Consider the following 21,475-nt stretch of genomic DNA (forward strand, 5'->3'; position numbering starts at 1 on the left):
AAAAGGCGGGTGAGACTCTACAGGTCCGCCCTGAACAGCCGAGAGCGTTCAGGGCGAGGGAGAGTCAGTAGCGGTAGTGGGCGAAAGCCTTGTTGGCTTCGGCCATCTTGTGGGTTTCTTCGCGCTTGCGAACGGCGTTGCCGGCCTCGTTGGCGGCATCCATCAATTCACCGGCGAGCTTCTGGGCCATGCTGCGGCCGTTGCGGGAACGGGAGAAGCTGACGAGCCAGCGCAGGGCCATGGCTGTGCCGCGCTCCTGGCGCACTTCCATGGGCACCTGGTAGGTCGCACCACCGACTCGACGGGCTCGCACTTCCACCAGAGGCGTGGCGTTCTTCACGGCCGTTTCGAACAGCTCGAGGGGATCACCGCCGGTGCGCTCGCCGATCAGGCTGAAGGCATCGGACAGGATCCGCTGGGCGGTGGATTTCTTGCCGTGCTTCATCAAGCGCACCACCATCATCGTGGCGAGGCGGCTATTGAACTGGGGATCGGGAAGAATCGGGCGCTTCTCGGCGGCGTTACGGCGGGACATGAACCGTGGGTAAGAGAGAAAGGGGAAAAGGGTGGTTTCAGGATTGGGGCGTCAATGAGAGACGCACTGCCATCACTCCTTAGGAGTCTTGGCGCCGTACTTGGAGCGCGACTGGCGACGATCCTTCACGCCGGCGGTGTCAAGCGTTCCGCGGATGATGTGATAACGGACACCAGGCAGATCCTTCACACGACCGCCGCGGATCAGCACAACAGAGTGCTCCTGGAGGTTGTGGCCGATGCCACCGATGTAGGCCGTCACTTCGAAGCCCGAGGTGAGGCGCACACGTGCCACTTTGCGCAGAGCCGAATTGGGCTTCTTGGGCGTGGACGTGTACACGCGTGTGCACACTCCCCGGCGCTCGGGACATGAGCGCAGGGCTGGAGACTTGGTCTTCGCCTTGAGGGTCTGGCGCTCGTGACGGATCAGCTGTTGGATGGTTGGCATCGACGGTCGGGATGCGGCCGGTACCCCGACCTGGTTCGACAATCCACCACCATACCGGGTCGCCTGCAGTGTCCTCAGAGGCGTGTGAAAGCACTGCCGCAAGGGCAGCAGCGAATGCCGCTGCGGGCGGTCACCAGAAAGCCGCCACCGCTGAGATCGCCGCGGTAATCAAGGCAGAGCCCCTCCAGCTGGCCCGCCTGGCCTGCGGGAGCATGCAGGGTGATGCCATCGGCGCGGGCCACCGGCACTCCTCCCATTGGTCCCGGTTGCAGCCGGATCACATGGGTTTCACAGCTGCCATCCAGCAGATCAAGATGCATCTGACCTGGTGTTCCGGCAACAGCGGCCTGGCGGCCAAGCTCTGCAGCGGCAGCCGGCGTGATCAGCAGGTTCGTGCTCATGGCTCCGGATCTGATCGTGAGGCTGCTCACTCTGGCACCAGTCCCAGGGCGTTCTGCACCCGCGGTGGGAAGGACCGCCCGCTCATGACAAGCCTGTTGGCGACCAGGAGTGACGTGGAGCTGCCTCCGTCGAGGTTCAGGGCCTCGTCCAGTCCAAGTTGGCGCAGGGCCAGGCTGGTCTCGAGCAGGGTGGGATCGCTGCCGCCGGCACCCTCCAGGGTCAGTAGCCAAAGCCGATCGCGGTCTTGCGCCACAACCGTCCGCGGTGCCGCCAGTGCCATAAAGCCCGCGCTGAACCCCTCCGCACGACCATTGAGAACAACCCGGCCCCCCTGGAGTAACAGTGGGCCACCGCCCATGACTTGCCTCCGATTGCCGAGCGGATTGGAAGCCTCAGAGCGCAACTCAACGCGATCTCCAATCTGGGCCGGTAGTGGTGCGCCCCCCCGGGCCACGATCAGATCGACACCACTTGCGAGGGGCACCCCCCTGGCCAGGGCTGCGGTGCCATGAACGGCAAGCACGCGTCCATCGTCAATGCTCAGGGCCTGCTCTTGGCCGCTGAGCGCTTGGTAGACCGGCCCCCAGGCACGGGTGTAGCGACTCAGTCCCTTCTGCACATAGCCGCTGTTGAGGCTGGTCAGCCCCCAGCGCTGTCCACCGGAGACCACAAGCTCCTGATGCAGCTTCAGGCGTCCAAAGTTCAGCCGGCCGCCGCTGTCCCAGCCGACGGCCCCCCTGTTCAGGATCGGGCCTGACAGCCAGGTGCCGTCCAGACGAACCGCCCCGAGCGGAAGCTGCCGCACCCTGTTGAAAAAACCGCCGTTCACCGCGAGCAGTGCCCCGGCCGGTTGCGAGAGCTGGTTGAGGAAGCGGAGTCCTTGCTGGGCATGTAAAGGGGCAAGGGGTTGCAGGCGCAGGCCCTGCTGCAGAGGGTTGCTGCCAACCCGATAGATCCGCAGCGGTTTCACCCCCACGGTCAGCGAGCGGCGATCGAGCACGAGCCCATCGCGAATCAGCGCCTGGATCCGGGGATCGACCAGTGCTGCTGCAAGGGGGTCACGGCCTTGGCTCCTTCCACCGCCCTCGCCCGAACGGACCCCATCCAGAACGATCCGCCAGGGCTCGGCCAGCGTGAGGGTGGACAAGCTCTGCCCCGCGCCGATCAGAGTGAGTTGCAGCCGCTGACGCTGGATCCGCAGTCCCATCCCCCGCAGCTGTCCGGCCTGGGTTGGGGTGGTGCTGATTCGGAGGATCAGATCATTGCCCTGGCGCTGCACCAGCGCTGGTCCCGAGAGGTCAAAAACGAGTCGGTTGGCTGTGCTGCCCTTCCCCCGTCGCAGTCGCTGTAGGCGCGGGGAGGCCAGGGTCAGGCGCAGGGTCTGCTCCGAGCGCGACAAACCCACGCCGGTGCTGCTCAGCCACTCCGCCACCTCGATCGCCACCTCGTCGTCAAGGCTGCGTTGGGGCAGGCTCCGCAGGCTTGCCCTGCGCCCGTACCACTCCAGTTGCGGGCCGTCTGCTGCTTCGCTTCGCTGGAACCCGAGCTTGTTCACAAGAAGCTCGAGGGGAAGCCAAAGTTGCGTCGGCTGGGTTCGACCGCCCCCGACCCAGAGCCAGGGACTGTTCAGGTCCATTCCCGCCAGGCGGATGCGATCGCCCTTGATCGATCTGGCGACACGCACCTCGGCGACGGGCGCTGGCGGCAGCGGTGGATCAACCATGGGCAAGACGCTAGCCGGATCCTGAACAGGCACCACGCGTCCTTAAGATCTGAGATCGCGTCGTCGGGTTATGACACACCTTTCCGGCCCCTTCTGGCCTTACTGCGACAGCAGTGCTCCAGCGGCAGTGGCCGGTGAGAAGGACGCCTGTGGTGTGGGTTTCCTGGCACAGCTTCAAGGTGAGGCCAGCCATTGGCTCCTTCAGCAGGCCCTGCGCGGTCTCGGCTGCATGGAACATCGCGGCGGGTGCGGCGGTGATGGCGATTCCGGCGATGGAGCCGGAGTGCTCTGCGGGATCCCCTGGGGTTATCTGGCGGCCGTCTGGCCCGAGGTGGCAGAGGTCACTGGTGGTCGTGGTCTGGGCATGATGTTCATGCCTGCAGACCCCAGTCGCTGCGCCGAGGCACAGCGATTTGCGGCGGAGGAGGCAGAGGCCCTCGGCTTGCGCTCCTGCGGCTGGCGTGAGGTACCGGTGGACCCATCCGTGCTCGGCCCCCTAGCGCGCGAGACCGCTCCGGCGATTCACCAGTGGCTCGTGGCAGCTGATCAGTCTGGCGATGAGCTGGAGGCCCTGCTTTTCCGCTTGCGGCGTCGGATCGGTGATCGCGCCCGCCAGGTCTGGGGGGCTGAGGCGGCTCGGGATCTCTATGTGGCCTCCCTCAGCAGCCGCACCGTTGTGTACAAGGGCATGGTGCGGTCGGAGGTGCTCGCTGCCTTCTTCGCCGATCTCCGCGATCCGCGTTTTGCGGTGAGTTTTGCGGTTTATCACCGCCGCTTCAGCACCAACACCCTGCCCCGCTGGCCCCTTGCCCAGCCCATGCGATTGCTGGGCCACAACGGGGAAATCAATACGCTGCTGGGCAACCTCAACTGGGCCCGGGCCTCCGAGTCCCGCTTGCATGAGGTCTGGGGTGAAGCTGCGGGTGACCTCAACCCAGTGGTCAATCCGGCCTTTAGTGATTCAGCCAACCTCGATGCCACCCTCGAGTTACTCGTCCGCAGTGGTCGTTCGATCACGGACAGCTTGATCACCCTGGTTCCGGAGGCCTTCCGTCACCAGCCTGAGCTCGAAAGTCGGCCTGCTGTGCAGGCCATGTATGAGTTCAATGCCGGCATTCAGGAGCCCTGGGATGGCCCAGCGCTTCTCGTGTTTGCCGATGGCAAGCGGGTGGGCGCCACCCTCGACCGCAACGGCCTCCGCCCGGCCCGCTGGTGCACGACCAGCGATGGCTTCGTGATCATGGGCTCGGAGACCGGTGTGGTGGACCTCAGCGGCAAAACCGTGGTCAGCCGTGGCCGCCTTGGCCCGGGGCAGATGCTGGCCGTGGATCTCGAGCGGGGCGAGCTGCTCGAAAACTGGGCTGTGAAAGAAGACGCGGCATCACGCCATCCCTACGCCAGCTGGCTTGAGCAGCATCGCCGCCACCTTGATGCCCAGGCCTGGACGCAGGACCGTCAGCTCGGTGATCTGGATCTGCTGCGTTTGCAGACAGCGACTGGTTTCACCGCCGAAGATCTCGAGCTGGTGATCGAGGACATGGCGGGTGCCGGTAAGGAGCCCACCTACTGCATGGGAGATGACATCCCTCTGGCGGTGCTCTCTGACAAGCCGCATCTGCTCTACGACTATTTCAAGCAGCGCTTCGCTCAGGTCACCAACCCGCCGATTGATCCCCTGAGGGAAAAGCTGGTGATGAGCCTTGAGATGCATCTCGGTGAACGCCGCCCCGCCCTTCGCCCCCAGGCGGAGGCCGCAGCTCTGGTGCACCTCGACTCGCCGGTGCTGAATGAAGAGGAGCTTCGGGCTCTGGCGCAGCAGGGTCTGCCTTGCACGACCCTGTCGACGCACTTTGATCCCACGGCTTCGGCTAACAGTCTCCCGGAGGCTCTGGATCGGCTCTGTGCCGCTGCCACCGCTGCCGTTGAGTCCGGGACGCAGATCCTTGTGCTCAGCGATCGCCATGGCCTGGCCGGCATGCCTGCTTCGCTTGAGGCCACCGCTGCCGCCTTGCCACCCCTACTGGCTGTTGGTGCCGTGCACCATCACCTGCTTCGGACGGGCCAGCGCCTGCGCTGTTCTCTGGTGGTGGAGACCGCCCAGTGCTGGAGCACCCATCACCTCGCTTGTCTGATCGGCTACGGCGCTAGTGCCGTCTGCCCCTGGCTCACCTGGGAGACCACCCGCCACTGGCTGGCCCATCCCAAAACTCAGAAGCGAATCGAACAGGGCAAACTGCCTGCCCTCACCCCTGGAGACGCCCAGGCGAATGTGCGGATCGCCCTGGAGAACGGTCTCCGCAAGATCCTCTCCAAGATCGGAATCTCCCTGCTCGCCAGTTATCACGGTGCTCAGATCTTTGAGGCGATCGGTCTCGGTGCCGACGTGGTGGAGCGCTCCTTTGCAGGGACCACCAGCCGGGTGGCGGGCCTCTCCATGCGCGAGTTGGCCAGGGAAACGCTTCTGCTCCATGCCAAGGCCTTCCCCGAGCTCAACCGCAGCAAGCTCGAGTTCATGGGCTTTGTGCAGTACCGCACTGGCGGTGAATACCACCTCAACAGCCCGGAGATGGCGAAGGCGCTGCACAAGGCCGTCCATGAAGGCCCCGGTTATGACCACTTCGGCACCTATCGCACGCTTCTGGAGAACAGGCCGGTGACCGCCTTGCGGGACCTGCTTGAGTTCAGGACTGCGTCCACGCCCCTCCCCCTTGATCAGGTGGAGAGTGTGGAAAGCATCTGTTCCCGCTTTTGTACCGGCGGTATGAGCCTTGGAGCTCTCTCCCGGGAAGCCCATGAAGTCCTCGCCGTGGCGATGAATCGCATTGGCGGCAAGAGCAACAGTGGCGAGGGCGGTGAGGATCCGGCCCGTTTCCGTCCGCTCAATGATGTGGATGCTGAGGGGCGTTCGGCGACTCTCCCGGCCATTAAGGGACTGCGCAACGGCGATACCGCCTGCTCAGCCATCAAGCAGATTGCTTCAGGCCGCTTTGGTGTGACGGCGGAATATCTGCGCAGCGGCAAGCAGTTGGAGATCAAGGTGGCCCAGGGGGCCAAGCCCGGCGAGGGCGGTCAGCTGCCCGGCCCCAAAGTGGATGAGTACATCGCCTGGTTGCGCAACAGCAAGCCCGGGGTGGCGTTGATTTCGCCACCACCTCATCACGACATCTATTCGATTGAGGATCTCGCGCAGTTGATCCACGATCTGCACCAGGTGCATCCGAGCGCCAAGGTGTCGGTGAAATTGGTGGCTGAGATCGGCATCGGCACGATCGCTGCCGGAGTGGCCAAAGCCAATGCCGATGTGATCCAGATTTCAGGTCATGACGGTGGCACGGGCGCCTCACCTCTGAGCTCGATCAAACATGCCGGTGGTCCCTGGGAACTCGGTCTTACCGAGGTCCATCGCAGCTTGATGGAGAACGGCTTGCGCGATCGCGTGCTCCTGCGTGCCGATGGCGGCCTCAAAACAGGTTGGGATGTGGTGATGGCAGCGTTGCTGGGCGCTGAGGAATTCGGTTTCGGATCGGTGGCGATGATCGCCGAAGGCTGCATCATGGCTCGCGTCTGTCACACCAATAATTGCCCCGTTGGTGTGGCCACCCAGAAGGAGGCCCTGCGTCAACGCTTCACAGGGCTGCCTGAGCATGTCGTCAATTTCTTCTTCTACGTTGCCGAAGAGGTGCGTCAGCTGCTGAGCGTGCTGGGTGTGGCACGTCTCGAGGATTTGATCGGTCGCAATGAACTGCTTCAGAGGCGGCAGGTGAAACTCGAGAAGACGGAGTCCCTGGATCTCACCACCCTGCTGGCTCCGGTGGCAGGCACGGACAATCGCTGTTGGCTCACCCACGCTGCCGATGCCCATGGCAATGGAGCGGTGCTCGAGGATCAGCTGTTGGCCGATGCCGAGCTGATGGCGGCGATTGAGAGCCACGGCACGATTCAGCGCAGCATCGAGATCGTGAACACCGACCGCAGCGTCTGCGCTCGTCTTGCCGGTGAGATTGCTGCTCGCCACGGCAACCGCGGTTTTAACGGTCAGTTGCAGCTCCATTTCCAGGGTGCTGCAGGCCAGAGCTTCGGGGCCTTCCTTGTCCAGGGCATGGATGTACGCCTGCAGGGCGAAGCCAATGACTACATCGGCAAGGGAATGAACAGTGGTCGGATCGTGCTGGTGCCGAACCCAGGCACCCCGTCTCCTGGGGACCAGGTCATTCTTGGCAACACCTGCCTGTATGGCGCAACAGGGGGTGAGTTGCTGGTGCATGGCCGCGCCGGCGAGCGGTTTGCGGTGCGGAACAGCGGTGCTCGCACCGTGGTCGAAGGCACTGGTGACCACTGCTGTGAATACATGACCGGTGGCGTGGTGGTCGTGCTTGGCAGCACTGGCCGGAACGTCGGCGCTGGCATGACGGGTGGGGTGGCCTTCATCCTCGATGAGTCGGGTGGCCTGGTGGACCGGGTGAACCACGAGATCGTGGAGATTCGTGCCGTCGACACCAGCGAGCAGGAAGCTGTGCTCAAGCCCTTGCTGGAAGCCCATCTGGCCTCCACAGGCAGTGAGAAAGCCGCGGCGATCCTCTCTGACTGGAGCAGCTGGAAGAGCCGCTTCAAGCTGCTGGTCCCTCCCAGCGAGCGGGCGGCTATGGGTCTGGTGGATCGCACGGCCGTTGCGGCCTGATCGGCCAGGCCCCAGGCGTGCCCCTCTTCATCAAGCACGAGACGTTCACTGCCGCGACGGCGACACTCCCTGTGGAGCAGCGCCGAAGCCATCTGGAAGCCCATGGCCAGTGGGTTGAGCAACTCCGGGCGGCGGGGATGGTGATCTCGAGTGGCTTCCTTGTGAATCGTGAGGGCCAACCTGGCGGCGGGGGGCTGTTGGTGCTGAAGGCTGAGAGCTATGACCAAGCCCTGGCCCTTGTGCAGAAGGATCCGATGATTGCCCGCGGCCTTGTGCACTGGACCTTGGAGGAATGGCGGCCGGTGGCGGGGCTGCCGCTCATTGACGCCCCGTCTCCAGCTCCAGGCCGGCCCGACTGAGATTCCATTGCTGGATCGCCGTGGCTTCAGCGCTGCGGGCCGCTTGCAGATCGCGTTGGGCCAGCAGCAGCTCGGTGACCGGCGCGATGCCAGCGCGATAGCGCAGCTGGGCATCCCGCACCGCTTCTTCGGTGGCGATCACGGCTTCCCGGCTTGAGACCATGGCGGCCTTGGCGCTGCGGTGGGTGTGCCAGAAGGTCTCCACCGCCTGGATGATCGTCTGTTTGCGTTGTTCCAGCAGCAAGCGTTGTTGGTCGACCTGACTGCGCGCCAGGGCTGCACTCTGGGCTGACAGCCCCCCGTCGAACAGGGGTTGGCGCAGGGTGAGCAACACGCCGTAGTCGTAAAAGCTGCCGCTGGCATTGCCGCTGCTGTTCAACGTTGGCAACTCCAGTTCACCGGCGACGGGCACATTGCTGACGCGGCCACCGCTGTTGAGCACCGGCACATTCAGGTTGTCGCCACTGATGCCGCCGCCGAGCAGGAGCCCCACCCGCGGCAGCATCGTGCCCTGGGCTGCTTGCACTTTCGCTTCCGCAGCAGCCTGTGCCTGCGCGATCACCTCCAGCGCCGGGCGATTGCGGGTGGCGGCCTCGATCGAGGCCTGCAGCTGCAGCGGCCATGGCGACTGGGCCAAGAGGGGATCGCTGGCTTCCACCCTCTGATCGGCCGGAAGGTTGAGCAATCGGGCCAGGGCGCTGGCGGCGATCGCCCGGGCCGAGCGGGCGGCGCTGAGTCCGCGCTGGTCGGTGGCGAGCAGGGCACGAGCGCGGAACACATCGATGCGTGCGCCCAGTCCTCCATCCCGCAGCGCTTCCGCATCCTTGAGCAGTTCGCCGGAGAGGGCGATCGATCGCTGCCACACGGGGATCAGCGCATCGCTGAGCTGCAGGTTCAGGTAGGCATTGGTGATGGCGAACCGGCTCTGTCGCCGCTGCTCGGCGATCCGTGCCGCGGCGGCCTGATCGAGGGCCTTGGCCGCCGACAGCAGTGGTCCCCGCTCGAAGTCGATCAGGGGGTAGGTGAGTGCGAGCCCGAGATTGCCGAAGCTGTTTTGGATGACTGCGTAGCCATCACTGCCCAGATCAAGATTCAGGTCGCCGATGGTGGGCAGATTGGAAATAAAGCCAACCGAGCTGCCCACTTGAGCCCAGCTGCCGAGGCCCACAACATCGAGCTTCGGCAGAAACAGGCTGCGGCTGAGTCCCACCCCAGCCGTGGCGGCTTCCTTCTCGGCCTCTGATTGTTGGAGGGCGAGCGATGCATCCATGCCTCGCTCGAGGGCCTGATCAAGGCTGAGGCCAAGCGGTTGCGGCTCGGCATTGGCGGGCAGACAGGTCGAGGCCGCCATGAGCAGGGAGGCCAGGACTCGTCGTCGGAGCATGCCGGTTGACATGTCAGGGGAGGCGCTGAGCCATCCGAAAACGGCGTTACCCTACGCGCGGTTTTCAATCGCAGATGGGTGCTCTGCTGCATCGGTGCTGGCCCATTGCTCTCGTCAGCGGAGCGACGGCCGTGTGGGCGGTGTTACCCGCGATCGATGTTGAGGTATTCGGTGCGGCTGTGTTGTTGGCCCCTGGCAATCGACGGGGGCTTTACAGCCGCACTCCAGGCCAGGTTCTGGATCTGAGCGTCCCAGTCGGTGCTCGTGTTGCCCGCGATCAGTTGCTCGCCAGGCTCGATCGCATCGATCAGGCTGCTGGCGGTGGCCCTGTTCCCAAGGGGCAGCCTCAGGCGCTCGATCGTCAGCTGGAGGCTAATGCTGAAAAACAGCGGGGTTTGGTTGACCAACTGTCCGCCAACAGTTCGGAGCTGGTGGCTTTGCGCCAGCAGATCGGCACCTTGCAGGTGAGTAATCAACCTGTGGGGGAGCAACTTGCTGCGCTGGAAAGCCTTCGCCAGAAGAAGGTGATCCCCACCTACAGCCCCCTCTGGGTGGCCGCGCAGGATCTCTACCTGGGCAACAAGGCAGCGATCCGCTCGCTGGAAGCCAAGATGGCTCAGTTGCAGGCTAATCGAGGGCTCCTTCAGGCACAGCAGGCCCAGTTGCGGGCGACCCGGGCAGAACTGGAGGCTCAGAATCAGGCGCTTGAGTTGCGTGCTCCCGCGGCTGGCCGACTGGTGAGTTGGGCTGTGGAGGAGGGGCAGCCCGTGCTCCCTGGTGAGCGTCTTGGAACGCTGGCACTGGAGCAGTCCCGCTCGGCTTCTCGGCAGGCGATGGCCCTGTTCACAGAGGCTGATGCAACGCGGCTTCGGATCGGCGAATCGATCGAGATCGAACCGATCCTGCAGAGCCGCAATCAATACGGCGGCACGGCCCAGCGCTACGGCGGCGTCGAAGGAACGATCAAGGCGATTTCGCCCACACCGCTGGATTCGGCCGCCCTCGCCAGTGTGGTGGGCGAAGCGGACCTGGCGGTGTCGCTGGTGGCGCGGGCCCGGCAGGAAGCCTATGGAGAAGGTGGTGATCCGCTGGCGATTCTTCCGGGTAAGGCCACGGCGCCTCTGATGCTCGTGCGAGTGGAACTGGAATCAGCCAGCACTCCCTCAGGATTGCGCTGGAGTGGCGGCCGGGGCCCGGATCTGCGGTTTGAGGCCGGTCAGCCCGCAGAAGCTAAGGCTTCAGTTGAACGACGTTCTCTGTTGAGCTACGCCCTGCCGTTTCTGCGCTGGATTGCCGGCTTCAATCGCTGAATCTTTGATCTCCCAGCCTCCCCATGTCCCGTCGTTCCCTTGCATCATCCAGTTGGTTGAACGCCCTGCGTCAGCCGGCGCCGTGGATCGCCCTCGTGTTGCTCGCGATCACGGTGTTCAGCACGGCACCAAGGCTCTGGTTCTGGTTGGCGCTGCTGATGATTGTGCTGCTGGTGGGCTGGGTGCAGGCGCTCAAGCATGACCCGGCCGATCCCCATGGCGACTGAGGCCCAGTGGCTCGGTTTGCGGGCGGCGCTGGCGATCGGTCTGGCTGCGAGCATCACGCGGCTGATCTGCCTCACGCTCGGTCTGGGCGACATCCCCGCCGCCTACGGCGTGGTGGTGGGCGTGTTGGTGGTGCGTCCTGATTTCTGCCGTTGGCCTGCGCTGATCTACCCGGTTCTGCTGGTGATCGCTGGTGTCGCGATGGCCGTTGGGCTCAGTGTGCGCATGATGTTTCCCGATGCCCCCCAGGTGTGGTGGTTCGGCCTCGTTGGGGTGGTGATGCAGCTGTTGGCGGTGGCGCTGCCAGCCAAGCTGGCGTTGCTCACCAATGTGGTGGCCGCTGCAGGGGTGCTTCCCCTGCTTGATCTGTCCGCCTCGTGGGCTGACTGGGGCCATCAGATGGAGGCGATTGCCATGGGTCTGGCCATTGGCACTGCTCTGCAATGGGGTCTGACGCCATCCGGTTACGGCGCTCCGGCACCGCCCAGTGGGCCGGAAGGAGAGGATCTGCCCCTGCCGGAGCGGTACCGGTTGGCTTTCACAAGCTGGAGCTTTTGGCGCAAGCTCGTGCTGGCGGCGTTCGCCCTAGCGATTGGCGTCGGCCTTGGAACGCAGACGCCGAAGTACCTCTATTTCGGTGTGGTGTTGCTGCTCAACGACAGCATCGGCGCGACCCTCGCTCGAGTGCGTGATCGGATGGTGGGTGTCAGCCTCGGGGTGCTGATGCCCCTGCTGGTGTTCAACAGCATCGGTCTCAACAGCGTGGGGGTGGCCCTGGCGATGGGCGGGACCGCTGCCCTTGTGGCTGCCTTGAATCTTGGCCCCTACCTGCGCACGGCGCTGATTTCGAGCGGTGTGGCTTTTGCCGGCTATGGGCCGCTCGTGGCCTGGTACATCCCGAATCGGTGGATTGATTACTTGATCGGTAGCGGCCTCGCCCTTGTTTCAGGGATTCTTCTTTTCCCCCATTCGTCGCTCAGCCGATATCGGCGGCTACTGGAGGTGTCTGACAACGACAGCCATGAACAGCTTCGCCGTTTATATCCGGCGGCAAGGGAGGAAGCGGCCTGGCTCGGTCAGCGCCTTCCGCCTGTCGATTGAACAGGCTGTCTGACTCGCGCCCATGCCTTCAGCGCGGATGCGATGCCATCAGTTTCCTCACTTCGCCCGCGTGATAACTGCTGCGGGTGAGTGGTGTGCTCACCACCTGCAGGAAGCCGAGCTCCTCTTCGCCATGGCGGCGGAACGCTTCGAACTGCTCTGGCCGTACGAAGCGGTCCACCGGTAGGTGTTTGGGGCCAGGGGAGAGGTACTGGCCGATGGTGACGATGTCGACGTCATGGCGGCGTAGGTCGGCGAGGGTCTCGAGCACCTCTTGATCGGTTTCGCCCAGACCCACCATCAGCCCTGACTTGCTGTAGACCCTTGACCAACCATGGCGAACCCGTTCCAGCAGTTCCAAGGATCGGCTGTAGACACCCTGGGGCCGGGCTTTGCGATACAGGCTGGGAACGGTCTCGATGTTGTGGTTGAGCACGTCTGGACCAGCGTCCAAGACCGTGGCCAGTGCCTCCCAGTTGCCGCAGAAATCGGGGATCAGCAGTTCGATCGTGGTCTGGGGTGAGCGTTGCCGCACCTGTTCGATGCAGGCCACGAACTGGCTGGCCCCGCCGTCGCTGAGATCGTCGCGGTTCACTGAGGTGATCACCACGTGCTTGAGGCCAAGCCGCGCCACGGCTTCCCCGAGGCGCTCGGGCTCGGTGGGATCCAGCTCTCGAACACTTTTGTCGAAATCAATGTCGCAGTAGGGGCAAGCGCGGGTGCAGCCGGGCCCCATGATCAGAAACGTGGCGGTGCCGCCGGCGAAGCATTCGCCGATATTCGGGCAGCTGGCCTCCTGGCAAACCGTATTGAGCCTGAGGTCGAGAAGCAGGTCAGCAACAGCGCCGATGCGCTCGCGCTGCGGCGCTTTCACGCGCAGCCACTCAGGTTTCAAGGTGGAGGTCATCTTCTACAGTCGGGCCATCGGGATGTAGCGCAGCTTGGTAGCGCACTTCGTTCGGGACGAAGGGGCCGCAGGTTCGAATCCTGTCATCCCGACTGCATGAGTCATGCCCTTCGAGGTCAGGAGTTGGGCTCTCTTTTCTGACGATCCCTAGCGATCGTCAGCTCAGGCTGGCGCCCGGATAGCCCCGTGGGGTGACCATCGTTCCGGCTTTCGCATAGGTGGTGCTGTTCCCGATCAGCACCACCGTGAGCATGTCGACATCACAGGGATTCAGCGCTTCCAGCGTGGTGTGTTGGATCGTCTCGTCAGCCCTGCCCAGCTGCCTGGCCAAGACCACAGGGGTGCTGCCCTCTCGTTCGGTTCTCAACAGCTCGATGGCTCGCGCCAGCTGCCAATCGCGCCCCTTGGAGCGGGGGTTGTAGAGCGCCACGACGAAATCGCCTGCCGCCGCTCCCTCCAGGCGCCGTTCGATCACTGCCCAGGGGGTGAGCCGGTCGCTCAGGCTGATGGTGCAGAAGTCGTGCATGAGCGGAGCGCCCGCCCGAGCCGCTGCCAGCTGCAGGGCTGAGATTCCTGGATGCACTTGAAAACTGGGCCGATGGCCTTCGGGTTGTTGCAACCAGAGCTCGAGGGCCAGGCCTGCCATGCCGTAGATGCCGCTCTCGCCTGATGAGATCAAGGCCACCTTCACCCCCTGCTGTGCCAGGTCGAGGGCCTCGGCGCAGCGCTCCCATTCGCGGGTGAGCTGGCCGTCAAGGCGGGCCTGGTCGCTCCGGCGCAGGGGCTCGAGCAGATCGAGGTACAGCCCGTAGCCCACCCAGACGGCACAGCGTGCCAGGGCGCGACGGGCATCAGCGGTGAGCAGGCTCAGGTCTCCGGGGCCGCTGCCAATCAGATGCAATTCCCCCCGTTGAGGTGCATAGGGCTGTCCGCCAAGGGCGATCGCCACCGTGGCCGCTCCCCGTTCCTCCGGGCCAAGCGGCTTCTCAATGCTTTTCGCTCGGACCAGGCGCCCTTCGGCTCCAGCCGCCAGGAGGGCGGCGGCTTCCGCCACCGATGGGGTCCCCATTTCTGCTTCTACAACGGGGGATGGGGTGGGGACTTCAACAGCAGCCAAGGCTTCTGGCTCGAAAAGCTGGAGAGGCCACCCTTGTTCCGCAGTGATCTGGAGCAGGGCTGGTTCATCCCCCTTGCGCGTGATGGTGCTCAGCCCTGCCACCGCCTCGGGGGCGAGTCCTGCCTGGCGCAAGGCCCGGTCGATCGCGCGAAGCACAAGGCTTGGGCTGGTGTTGCGCTCACAGCCGATCCCCAGCCAGAGACAGGCCGGATGCCAGCGACAGCCATCAGCAGGGCAGGCCTCCGCGGTGACTGTGAGATCGGCATACGCTTCGTCTTCCGCTTTACAACAGTGATCTGCCGCTCCTGGCAGTTGACGCCACAGTTGGCTGCCGACCGATTGGCGGATGGTGCTGGTCTCGCCCCCGGCTTGGCGGATCATGAGGTCATGCCAGGCCCCCGTGGGACCTCCCCGCCGCCAGCCCCAGGCTTCCCCGAAGGCATCAAGGGCCAGGCGTCCCTGGCTGGCAGCATCGCCGGTGAGCACTGCCTCACCTCCTAGTTCTGCCGCCAATTCGCGGGCTTGCTGTTCAGCGCCTGCGATGTGGCTTCCCAGCAGGGGGATGACAACGCGTCCGTGGGCATCGAGCACCAGCACAGCTGGATCCTGATCTTTATGGGTCAGCAGGGGTGCCACCAAGCGAGTGACGGCTCCCAACGCGCCGATCACGATCAGGGTGCTGCTGCGCGCCCAGTGTTCGTTCAGGAGGTCTGCGGCACGACCAATCTGGAGATCGGCAGGTTGCTCCTCAAGCCCTGAGGCCGCTTGAACGGTCAGGGCAAGGGTGTCGACGTAACCGCCTTGCTTGAGGCGTTGCAGCAATGGCCAGGCGCTGGCGGAAAGCCCCATGGCCAGAGAGTGGGGAGCGTTAGAGGCGGGCGTTGCGGCGTTCAGAACGTCAGGCTCAAAGGATCAGCGCTGGGTGCCATCGGCGTTCAACAGCTCCCGAGCTGATCCTCCCAGGCTGGTGGTGGGGGCGAGCGGCGGCGGCTCGGCCCGGGGGATCAGACGGGTTGCAGGTTGCTCCTTAGAAGGCTGTTCTCCAGGAGGTTGTTGTGGGGAAGCCTTTGGAGAAGAAGGCTGTTCTTCCCCAGGATCTGTCCCGTCGGGTTGGGCAGCACGTGCGTCTTCGGCCGGTGCGTTTTGCGCGGGTGGTTCTGCTGTGGATGCGTTCTCCGTTGGCCCGTTCCCTGTTGCCGCTTTCGCAGGGCTTGCTGCTTGTGGAGCAACCGCTGGGGCGTTCGGCGTCTGCTCTGATGATGGGGCGACGATTGGATCGGCCTCAGGCTCTGCAATGGCGGCTGGTTTGGGGGCTGGCTCCTGTTCGGGACGTGCCTGGCCCAGGAGTCGCGCCAGCTGCTGACCACTCAGGTTGGATTGCATCCAAACGGGCCTTTTGCCTCGGCTGTTGGTCACGACCCGCAGTTGATTGTTAAAGACGGGAGTGATCGGCTCGCCCAGGCTGTCGAGCAGTTCCATCTGCACCTCCTGGTTCCCGCTGCCCTGGCCACGAATCCAGAGAGCCTCCTGGCGATCCATGAGGAAGCTGTCGCCGTTGAGGGTGAGTCGCAGACGCCAGCGCGCATCCCCTGCGCGCAGGTTCTGGAGCGGTGCATTCCAGATGAGCCAGTCGAGCAGCAGCGGCTCGCCTGCGCTGAGTTCTGATGGGCTGACGAGCTCCAGCCAGGGGGCGTTTTGCTCCGGTTGGGTGCCTTCGAGAGCCTGGGCTTGATGGAGCCGCCAGTTCAGGCTGGCGCCAGGGGTCTTCACCGCTTCCCCCCACGGATACGCGGCGTAGGCACTGAGCCTGTGACTGCCAGGGCTGAGGGCTGGCAGCTGAGCCTGCAGATGCCCGTTGCTCAGTTGGCTGAAGCGCTGAGGCGGTGACCCATCGATTTGCAGAGCGATGTGGGCACCGAGGCCGAGCTCTGGATCCGAGGCTGCAGGCCAGTCCTCCACCCTGAGCTTCAGGGTCCAGGTCTCTCCATTGAGCACGCTGTCGTTGCTAGGCCCTTCAAGGCTCAGGCGAGGCTGGTGGCTCGCAAGCTCTCGCCGCAGCTGCTGGACGGCCCCTGGTGCGGCGACCTCCTGTAGTCGGCCTGAGGGACCGGCTGCGGGCAGCGTCACTGGCTCGCGATCAGTCGTCCCCCGTGACCAAGGCAGGCTGAGGGCCTGTGCCGGGGCTGGGACCTCTAGAAGGATCAGCACAGAGATCAGGCCCGCCATCAGGCCTGTCATCAGGCCCGTCATCAGGACAGTGATCAGGCGGCGCAGAGCCGAGTCCCCCATGGACGGTGCGGCGGATAGAAGGCATTCTGGTCGGAAGGCGCACAGGTGCCCAGTCGCCAGGGTTTGTGTTAGCGGCTGGGAAATGTTTTTCCGAATTGATAAAACAAGCGCGATCAATCTTCTCGGATTTGCTGTTAATCAGTCTTCCGCAGACCCCGTGCCACGACTGGTGCGCTGAGGGATTGAACCTTTGTAACTCCCGTGCCGAGTGGCGGATCTCCGCCTCTATGCTTCCGCCAGCGGTCCCCTCTTTGGGGCCCAATGCTCCAGTGAGAGTCAGGGGTTTCCGCCTCTGAAAACCACTGGCGCCCGGGTGTGGTGAAGCCTTGCTGCGCTGCATCCGGGGCCCCGATGAACCTCCGGTTTGTCGGAGGGGTGGCCCTCCACCTCGACCCCGTCCCTCGAGGAACGACTCGATGACCATCAGCCCACCAGAGCGTGGGAGCACCGCGAAGAGCCAGGTCGAAAAGGTCGACAATCCAGCGACCTTTGAACTGTTCGGCAAGCCCGGACATTTCGACCGTGCCCTCGCGAAAGGTCCCAAAACCACCACCTGGGTTTGGAACCTCCACGCCAACGCTCACGATTTCGACAGCCACACGAGTGACCTTGAGGAGGTCTCTCGGAAGATCTTCAGTGCTCACTTCGGCCACTTGGCCGTGATCTTCATCTGGCTGAGCGGCGCTTTCTTCCATGGCGCTCGCTTCTCCAACTTCTCCGGCTGGCTTGCCGATCCCACCCACGTGAAGCCCAGTGCTCAGGTGGTGTGGCCGGTGTTCGGCCAGGAGATCCTCAATGGCGATATGGGTGCCGGTTTCCAAGGCATTCAGATCACCTCCGGTCTCTTCCACGTCTGGCGTGCCTGGGGCATCACCAACGAGACGCAGCTGATGGCCCTGGCCATTGGCGCCCTGGTGATGGCCGGCTTGATGCTGAACGCCGGCGTTTTCCACTACCACAAGGCAGCTCCAAAGCTGGAGTGGTTCCAGAACGTTGAGTCCATGCTCAACCACCACCTGGCCGGTCTTCTCGGCCTGGGGTCACTGTCCTGGACCGGACACCTTCTGCACGTGTCTCTGCCCACCACCAAGTTGATGGATGCCATCGACGCCGGCCAGCCGCTGGTGCTCAACGGCAAGACCATCGCTTCCGTGGCTGACATTCCCCTGCCCCACGAGTTCTTCAACCAGGATCTGCTTGCGCAGCTCTATCCCGGATTCAGCGCCGGCATCGGTGCCTTCTTCCGTGGTGACTGGGCCGCCTACAGCGATTTCCTGACCTTCAAGGGTGGCGTGAACCCCGTCACCGGCAGCATGTGGATGAGCGACATCGCCCATCACCACCTGGCCATCGCGGTGCTGTTCATCGTGGCCGGTCACATGTACCGCACCAACTGGGGCATCGGTCACTCCATCAAGGAGATCCTCGAGGGTCAGAAGGGTGACCCCCTGCTGTTCCCCGCCTCCAAGGGCCATGACGGCCTGTTTGAGTTCATGACCACCAGCTGGCATGCACAGCTGGCCGTGAACCTCGCCCTTCTGGGCTCCCTGAGCATCATCGTTGCTCAGCACATGTACGCGATGCCTCCCTATCCGTACATGGCGATCGATTACCCCACCCAGATCGGTCTGTTCACCCATCACATGTGGATCGGTGGCTTCCTGATCGTCGGTGCCGCCGCTCACGGCGCGATCGCGATGATCCGCGACTACGACCCCGCCAAGCATGTCGATAACGTGCTCGACCGGGTGCTCAAGGCTCGCGATGCCCTGATCAGTCACCTGAACTGGGTCTGCATCTGGCTGGGCTTCCACAGCTTCGGCCTTTACATCCACAACGACACCATGCGTGCCCTGGGCCGTCCCCAGGACATGTTCAGCGACTCTGCGATTCAGCTGAAGCCCGTCTTCGCGCAATGGATCCAAGGCCTCCACGCCGCCGCTGCTGGTAGCACTGCTCCCAACGCTCTTTCCAGCGTGAGTGAAGTGTTCAACGGCACTGTCGTGGCTGTGGGCGGCAAGGTCGCCGCTGCCCCGATTCCTCTGGGCACCGCCGATTTCATGGTGCACCACATCCATGCCTTCACGATTCACGTGACGGTGTTGATCCTGCTCAAGGGTGTTCTCTACGCCCGCAGCTCCCGTCTCGTGCCCGATAAGGCCAACCTGGGCTTCCGCTTCCCCTGCGATGGCCCCGGTCGTGGTGGCACCTGTCAGGTGTCCGCCTGGGACCACGTGTTCCTGGGTCTGTTCTGGATGTACAACTCCCTGTCCATCGTGATCTTCCACTTCTCCTGGAAGATGCAGAGCGATGTGTGGGGCACGGTGAATGCTGACGGTTCCGTCCAGCACATCACCAACGGCAACTTTGCCAACAGCGCCATCACCATCAACGGCTGGTTGCGTGACTTCCTGTGGGCTCAGGCCGCACAGGTGATCAACAGCTACGGCTCCAACACCAGTGCCTACGGCCTGATGTTCCTTGGTGCTCACTTCGTCTGGGCCTTCAGCCTGATGTTCCTGTTCAGCGGCCGCGGCTACTGGCAGGAGCTGATTGAGTCCATCGTCTGGGCTCACAACAAGCTGAAGGTGGCTCCCGCCATCCAGCCCCGTGCGCTGTCCATCACCCAGGGCCGTGCCGTGGGTGTTGCCCACTACCTCCTGGGCGGCATTGCGACCACCTGGGCCTTCTTCCACGCCCACATCCTTGTGGTCGGCTGATCTCCACCTGTCTTTTCCCTAATGGCAACGAAATTTCCTTCGTTCAGCCAGGGTCTGGCACAGGACCCGACAACCCGTCGTATTTGGTACGGCATCGCCACGGCTCACGACTTCGAGAGCCATGACGGAATGACGGAGGAGAAGCTTTATCAAAAGCTCTTCTCCACCCATTTCGGTCACCTGGCGATCATCGGCCTCTGGGTTTCGGGCAACCTGTTCCACATCGCCTGGCAGGGCAACTTCGAGCAGTGGGTCGCCGACCCCCTGCACGTGCGCCCCATCGCTCACGCAATCTGGGATCCCCACTTCGGTCAGGGCGCGATTGACGCCTTCACCCAGGCGGGTGCTTCCTCCCCGGTGAACATCGCCTACTCAGGCCTTTATCACTGGTTCTACACAATCGGCATGAAGACCAATGCCGAGCTGTATCAGGGTTCCATCTTCATGATGATCCTGTCGTCTTGGGCCCTCTTCGCCGGCTGGCTGCACCTGCAGCCCAAGTTCCGTCCCTCCCTGGCTTGGTTCAAGAACGCTGAATCACGCCTCAACCACCACCTGGCCGTTCTCTTCGGCTTCAGTTCGATCGCTTGGACCGGTCACCTGGTTCACGTTGCGATCCCTGAATCCCGCGGTCAGCACGTTGGTTGGGACAACTTCCTCAACGTGATGCCTCACCCCGCCGGTCTGGGACCTTTCTTCACCGGCAACTGGGGGGTGTACGCCCAGAACCCCGACTCCATGGGTCAGGTGTTCGGCACCGCTGAAGGCTCAGGCACCGCGATCCTGACCTTCCTGGGTGGTTTCCACCCTCAGACGGAAGCCCTCTGGCTCACCGACATTGCGCATCACCACCTGGCCATCGGCGTTCTGTTCGTGATCGCCGGTCACATGTACCGGACCAACTTCGGTATTGGCCACTCCATCCGCGAGATCCTCGAAGCCCACAACCCCCCCAAGGGCACCCCTGGTGACCTGGGCGCTGGCCACAAGGGTCTTTACGACACCATCAACAACAGCCTGCACTTCCAGCTCGGCCTCGCTCTGGCTTCCCTCGGCGTGGTCACCAGCCTGGTGGCGCAGCACATGTACTCGATGCCCTCGTATGCCTTCATCGCGAAGGACTACACGACTCAGGCAGCCCTGTACACCCACCACCAGTACATCGCCATCTTCCTGATGTGCGGTGCCTTCGCCCACGGTGCGATCTTCTTCATCCGTGACTACGACCCCGAAGCCAACAAGGACAACGTCCTGGCCCGGATGCTCGAGCACAAGGAAGCGATCATCAGCCACCTGAGCTGGGTCTCCCTGTTCCTCGGTTTCCATACCCTCGGCCTCTACGTCCACAACGACGTGGTCGTGGCTTTCGGTACTCCTGAGAAGCAGATCCTGGTGGAGCCCGTCTTCGCTCAGTTCGTCCAGGCCGCTTCCGGCAAGGCGATCTATGGCTTCGACGTGCTGCTCTCCAACGCTGGCGGTGTGGCTGCCAACGCCAACGCTGCCTACATGGGCGGTTGGATGGATGCCATCAATAACGGTGGAAACGACCTGTTCCTTCCCATCGGCCCTGGTGACTTCCTGGTCCACCACGCCATCGCTCTTGGACTCCACACCACCACCCTGATCCTTGTGAAGGGTGCGCTGGACGCCCGTGGTTCCAAGCTGATGCCTGACAAGAAGGACTTCGGCTACTCCTTCCCCTGCGACGGCCCCGGCCGTGGCGGTACCTGCGACATCTCGGCCTGGGACGCCTTCTATCTGGCCGTCTTCTGGGCTCTGAACACCGTGGGTTGGCTCACCTTCTACTGGCACTGGAAGCACCTCGCCATCTGGCAGGGCAACGTGGCTCAGTTCAACGAGTCCAGCACCTATCTGATGGGTTGGTTCCGCGATTACCTGTGGCTCAACAGCTCGCAGCTGATCAACGGCTACAACCCCTTCGGCAGCAACAACCTCGCCGTCTGGTCCTGGATGTTCCTGTTCGGCCACCTGGTGTGGGCGACAGGCTTCATGTTCCTGATCTCCTGGCGTGGTTACTGGCAGGAGCTGATTGAGACCATCGTCTGGGCTCATCAGCGCACGCCTCTGGCCAACTTGGTTGGCTGGCGCGACAAGCCTGTGGCTCTGTCAATCGTTCAGGCCCGTGTGGTGGGTCTCGCCCACTTCACGATCGGCTACATCCTCACGTATGCCGCCTTCCTGATCGCCTCCACATCCGGCAAGTTCGGCTGATTGCTCAGCTGAATCCATCTGGATTCCCCAAGAGTCGTTCCTCGAC

At 63.6% G+C, this 21,475-nt stretch carries 15 protein-coding genes and 1 tRNA gene; 8 read left to right on the forward strand and 8 right to left on the reverse strand.

Features of this window, described 5'->3' with window-relative positions:
- Positions 1 to 64: 64 nt before the first annotated feature.
- From rpsG to H0O21_RS05885, 4 genes are all read right to left on the reverse strand, one after another.
- Positions 65 to 535, reverse strand: coding sequence for a 30S ribosomal protein S7 (gene rpsG / locus H0O21_RS05870; protein WP_131454764.1), 471 nt, complete (start codon positions 533 to 535; stop codon positions 65 to 67).
- A gap of 72 nt (positions 536 to 607) precedes the next feature.
- A complete protein-coding gene (gene rpsL / locus H0O21_RS05875) occupies positions 608 to 982 on the reverse strand; it encodes a 30S ribosomal protein S12 (RefSeq protein ID WP_131454763.1) in 375 nt (124 codons plus the stop codon).
- 74 nt (positions 983 to 1,056) lie between these two features.
- Positions 1,057 to 1,383, reverse strand: coding sequence for an AIR synthase (locus tag H0O21_RS05880; protein WP_185190720.1), 327 nt, complete (start codon positions 1,381 to 1,383; stop codon positions 1,057 to 1,059).
- A 26-nt stretch (positions 1,384 to 1,409) separates the two neighbouring features.
- A complete protein-coding gene (locus tag H0O21_RS05885; RefSeq protein WP_185190721.1) occupies positions 1,410 to 3,107 on the reverse strand; it encodes a phosphodiester glycosidase family protein in 1,698 nt (565 codons plus the stop codon).
- Between the two features lie 70 nt (positions 3,108 to 3,177).
- Here H0O21_RS05885 and gltB point away from each other — a divergent pair, with 70 nt between their 5' ends.
- Together gltB and H0O21_RS05895 are read left to right on the forward strand one after the other, a co-directional pair.
- The gene (gene gltB / locus H0O21_RS05890; protein WP_185190722.1) at positions 3,178 to 7,785 is read left to right on the forward strand and encodes a glutamate synthase large subunit; all 4,608 of its coding nucleotides are present in this window, start codon (positions 3,178 to 3,180) and stop codon (positions 7,783 to 7,785) included.
- 17 nt (positions 7,786 to 7,802) lie between these two features.
- Positions 7,803 to 8,144: a YciI family protein gene (locus tag H0O21_RS05895; RefSeq protein WP_185190723.1), complete on the forward strand. Its 342-nt coding sequence runs from the start codon at positions 7,803 to 7,805 to the stop codon at positions 8,142 to 8,144.
- On the opposite strand, the gene H0O21_RS05900 is transcribed toward H0O21_RS05895, so the two are convergent.
- Positions 8,104 to 9,528, reverse strand: a complete 1,425-nt coding sequence (locus tag H0O21_RS05900; protein ID WP_185190724.1) for a TolC family protein — start codon at positions 9,526 to 9,528, stop codon at positions 8,104 to 8,106. The genes H0O21_RS05895 and H0O21_RS05900 overlap by 41 nt on opposite strands.
- A 74-nt stretch (positions 9,529 to 9,602) precedes the next feature.
- Here H0O21_RS05900 and H0O21_RS05905 point away from each other — a divergent pair, with 74 nt between their 5' ends.
- Genes H0O21_RS05905 through H0O21_RS05915 form a run of 3 tightly spaced genes read left to right on the forward strand, consistent with a single transcriptional unit; the run spans position 9,603 to position 12,164 of the window.
- Positions 9,603 to 10,838 (forward strand): hypothetical protein, encoded by a 1,236-nt coding sequence (locus tag H0O21_RS05905; RefSeq protein WP_185190725.1) that lies wholly within the window; start codon positions 9,603 to 9,605, stop codon positions 10,836 to 10,838.
- A gap of 23 nt (positions 10,839 to 10,861) precedes the next feature.
- Positions 10,862 to 11,065, forward strand: coding sequence for a hypothetical protein (locus tag H0O21_RS05910; protein ID WP_131454756.1), 204 nt, complete (start codon positions 10,862 to 10,864; stop codon positions 11,063 to 11,065).
- Positions 11,037 to 12,164 carry an FUSC family protein gene (locus H0O21_RS05915; RefSeq protein ID WP_255441162.1) on the forward strand — a complete coding sequence of 376 codons (1,128 nt, stop codon included), beginning with the start codon at positions 11,037 to 11,039 and terminating at the stop codon, positions 12,162 to 12,164. The genes H0O21_RS05910 and H0O21_RS05915 overlap by 29 nt, the downstream gene beginning before the upstream one ends.
- 28 nt (positions 12,165 to 12,192) lie before the next feature.
- Here the strand turns inward: H0O21_RS05915 and lipA are convergent, their stop codons facing one another.
- Positions 12,193 to 13,071, reverse strand: a complete 879-nt coding sequence (gene lipA, locus H0O21_RS05920; protein WP_185190726.1) for a lipoyl synthase — start codon at positions 13,069 to 13,071, stop codon at positions 12,193 to 12,195.
- An 18-nt stretch (positions 13,072 to 13,089) separates the two neighbouring features.
- On the opposite strand from lipA, the gene H0O21_RS05925 reads away from it, so the two are divergent.
- A tRNA-Pro gene (locus H0O21_RS05925) sits at positions 13,090 to 13,163 on the forward strand.
- 65 nt (positions 13,164 to 13,228) lie between these two features.
- Here the strand turns inward: H0O21_RS05925 and cobJ are convergent.
- Complete coding sequence (gene cobJ, locus H0O21_RS05930) at positions 13,229 to 15,037, reverse strand: precorrin-3B C(17)-methyltransferase (protein WP_185190727.1); 1,809 nt, start codon at positions 15,035 to 15,037, stop codon at positions 13,229 to 13,231.
- A gap of 63 nt (positions 15,038 to 15,100) precedes the next feature.
- The gene (locus tag H0O21_RS05935; RefSeq protein WP_185190728.1) at positions 15,101 to 16,477 is read right to left on the reverse strand and encodes a hypothetical protein; all 1,377 of its coding nucleotides are present in this window, start codon (positions 16,475 to 16,477) and stop codon (positions 15,101 to 15,103) included.
- Positions 16,478 to 16,893: 416 nt separating this feature from the next.
- On the opposite strand from H0O21_RS05935, the gene psaA reads away from it, so the two are divergent.
- Both psaA and psaB read left to right on the forward strand, forming a co-directional pair.
- A complete protein-coding gene (gene psaA / locus H0O21_RS05940; protein ID WP_185190729.1) occupies positions 16,894 to 19,197 on the forward strand; it encodes a photosystem I core protein PsaA in 2,304 nt (767 codons plus the stop codon).
- A gap of 21 nt (positions 19,198 to 19,218) precedes the next feature.
- Positions 19,219 to 21,429 carry a photosystem I core protein PsaB gene (gene psaB / locus H0O21_RS05945; RefSeq protein WP_185190730.1) on the forward strand — a complete coding sequence of 737 codons (2,211 nt, stop codon included), beginning with the start codon at positions 19,219 to 19,221 and terminating at the stop codon, positions 21,427 to 21,429.
- Positions 21,430 to 21,475 lie beyond the last annotated feature (46 nt).

It is taken from the genome of Synechococcus sp. HK01-R, from assembly GCF_014217855.1.
In the GTDB taxonomy this organism is placed as follows: Bacteria; Cyanobacteriota; Cyanobacteriia; order PCC-6307; family Cyanobiaceae; genus Synechococcus_C.

Excerpts from the sequence above, each read along its gene's own strand:
- rpsG (WP_131454764.1), bottom strand. The coding sequence starts at position 535 with ATGTCCCGCCGTAACGCCGCCGAGAAGCGCCCGATTCTTCCCGATCCC.
- rpsL (WP_131454763.1), bottom strand. The coding sequence starts at position 982 with ATGCCAACCATCCAACAGCTGATCCGTCACGAGCGCCAGACCCTCAAG.
- H0O21_RS05880 (WP_185190720.1), bottom strand. The coding sequence starts at position 1,383 with ATGAGCACGAACCTGCTGATCACGCCGGCTGCCGCTGCAGAGCTTGGC.
- H0O21_RS05885 (WP_185190721.1), bottom strand. The coding sequence starts at position 3,107 with ATGGTTGATCCACCGCTGCCGCCAGCGCCCGTCGCCGAGGTGCGTGTC.
- gltB (WP_185190722.1), top strand. The coding sequence starts at position 3,178 with ATGACACACCTTTCCGGCCCCTTCTGGCCTTACTGCGACAGCAGTGCT.
- H0O21_RS05900 (WP_185190724.1), bottom strand. The coding sequence starts at position 9,528 with ATGCTCCGACGACGAGTCCTGGCCTCCCTGCTCATGGCGGCCTCGACC.
- H0O21_RS05905 (WP_185190725.1), top strand. The coding sequence starts at position 9,603 with ATGGGTGCTCTGCTGCATCGGTGCTGGCCCATTGCTCTCGTCAGCGGA.
- H0O21_RS05910 (WP_131454756.1), top strand. The coding sequence starts at position 10,862 with ATGTCCCGTCGTTCCCTTGCATCATCCAGTTGGTTGAACGCCCTGCGT.
- H0O21_RS05915 (WP_255441162.1), top strand. The coding sequence starts at position 11,037 with ATGACCCGGCCGATCCCCATGGCGACTGAGGCCCAGTGGCTCGGTTTG.
- lipA (WP_185190726.1), bottom strand. The coding sequence starts at position 13,071 with ATGACCTCCACCTTGAAACCTGAGTGGCTGCGCGTGAAAGCGCCGCAG.
- cobJ (WP_185190727.1), bottom strand. The coding sequence starts at position 15,037 with ATGGGGCTTTCCGCCAGCGCCTGGCCATTGCTGCAACGCCTCAAGCAA.
- H0O21_RS05935 (WP_185190728.1), bottom strand. The coding sequence starts at position 16,477 with ATGGGGGACTCGGCTCTGCGCCGCCTGATCACTGTCCTGATGACGGGC.
- psaA (WP_185190729.1), top strand. The coding sequence starts at position 16,894 with ATGACCATCAGCCCACCAGAGCGTGGGAGCACCGCGAAGAGCCAGGTC.
- psaB (WP_185190730.1), top strand. The coding sequence starts at position 19,219 with ATGGCAACGAAATTTCCTTCGTTCAGCCAGGGTCTGGCACAGGACCCG.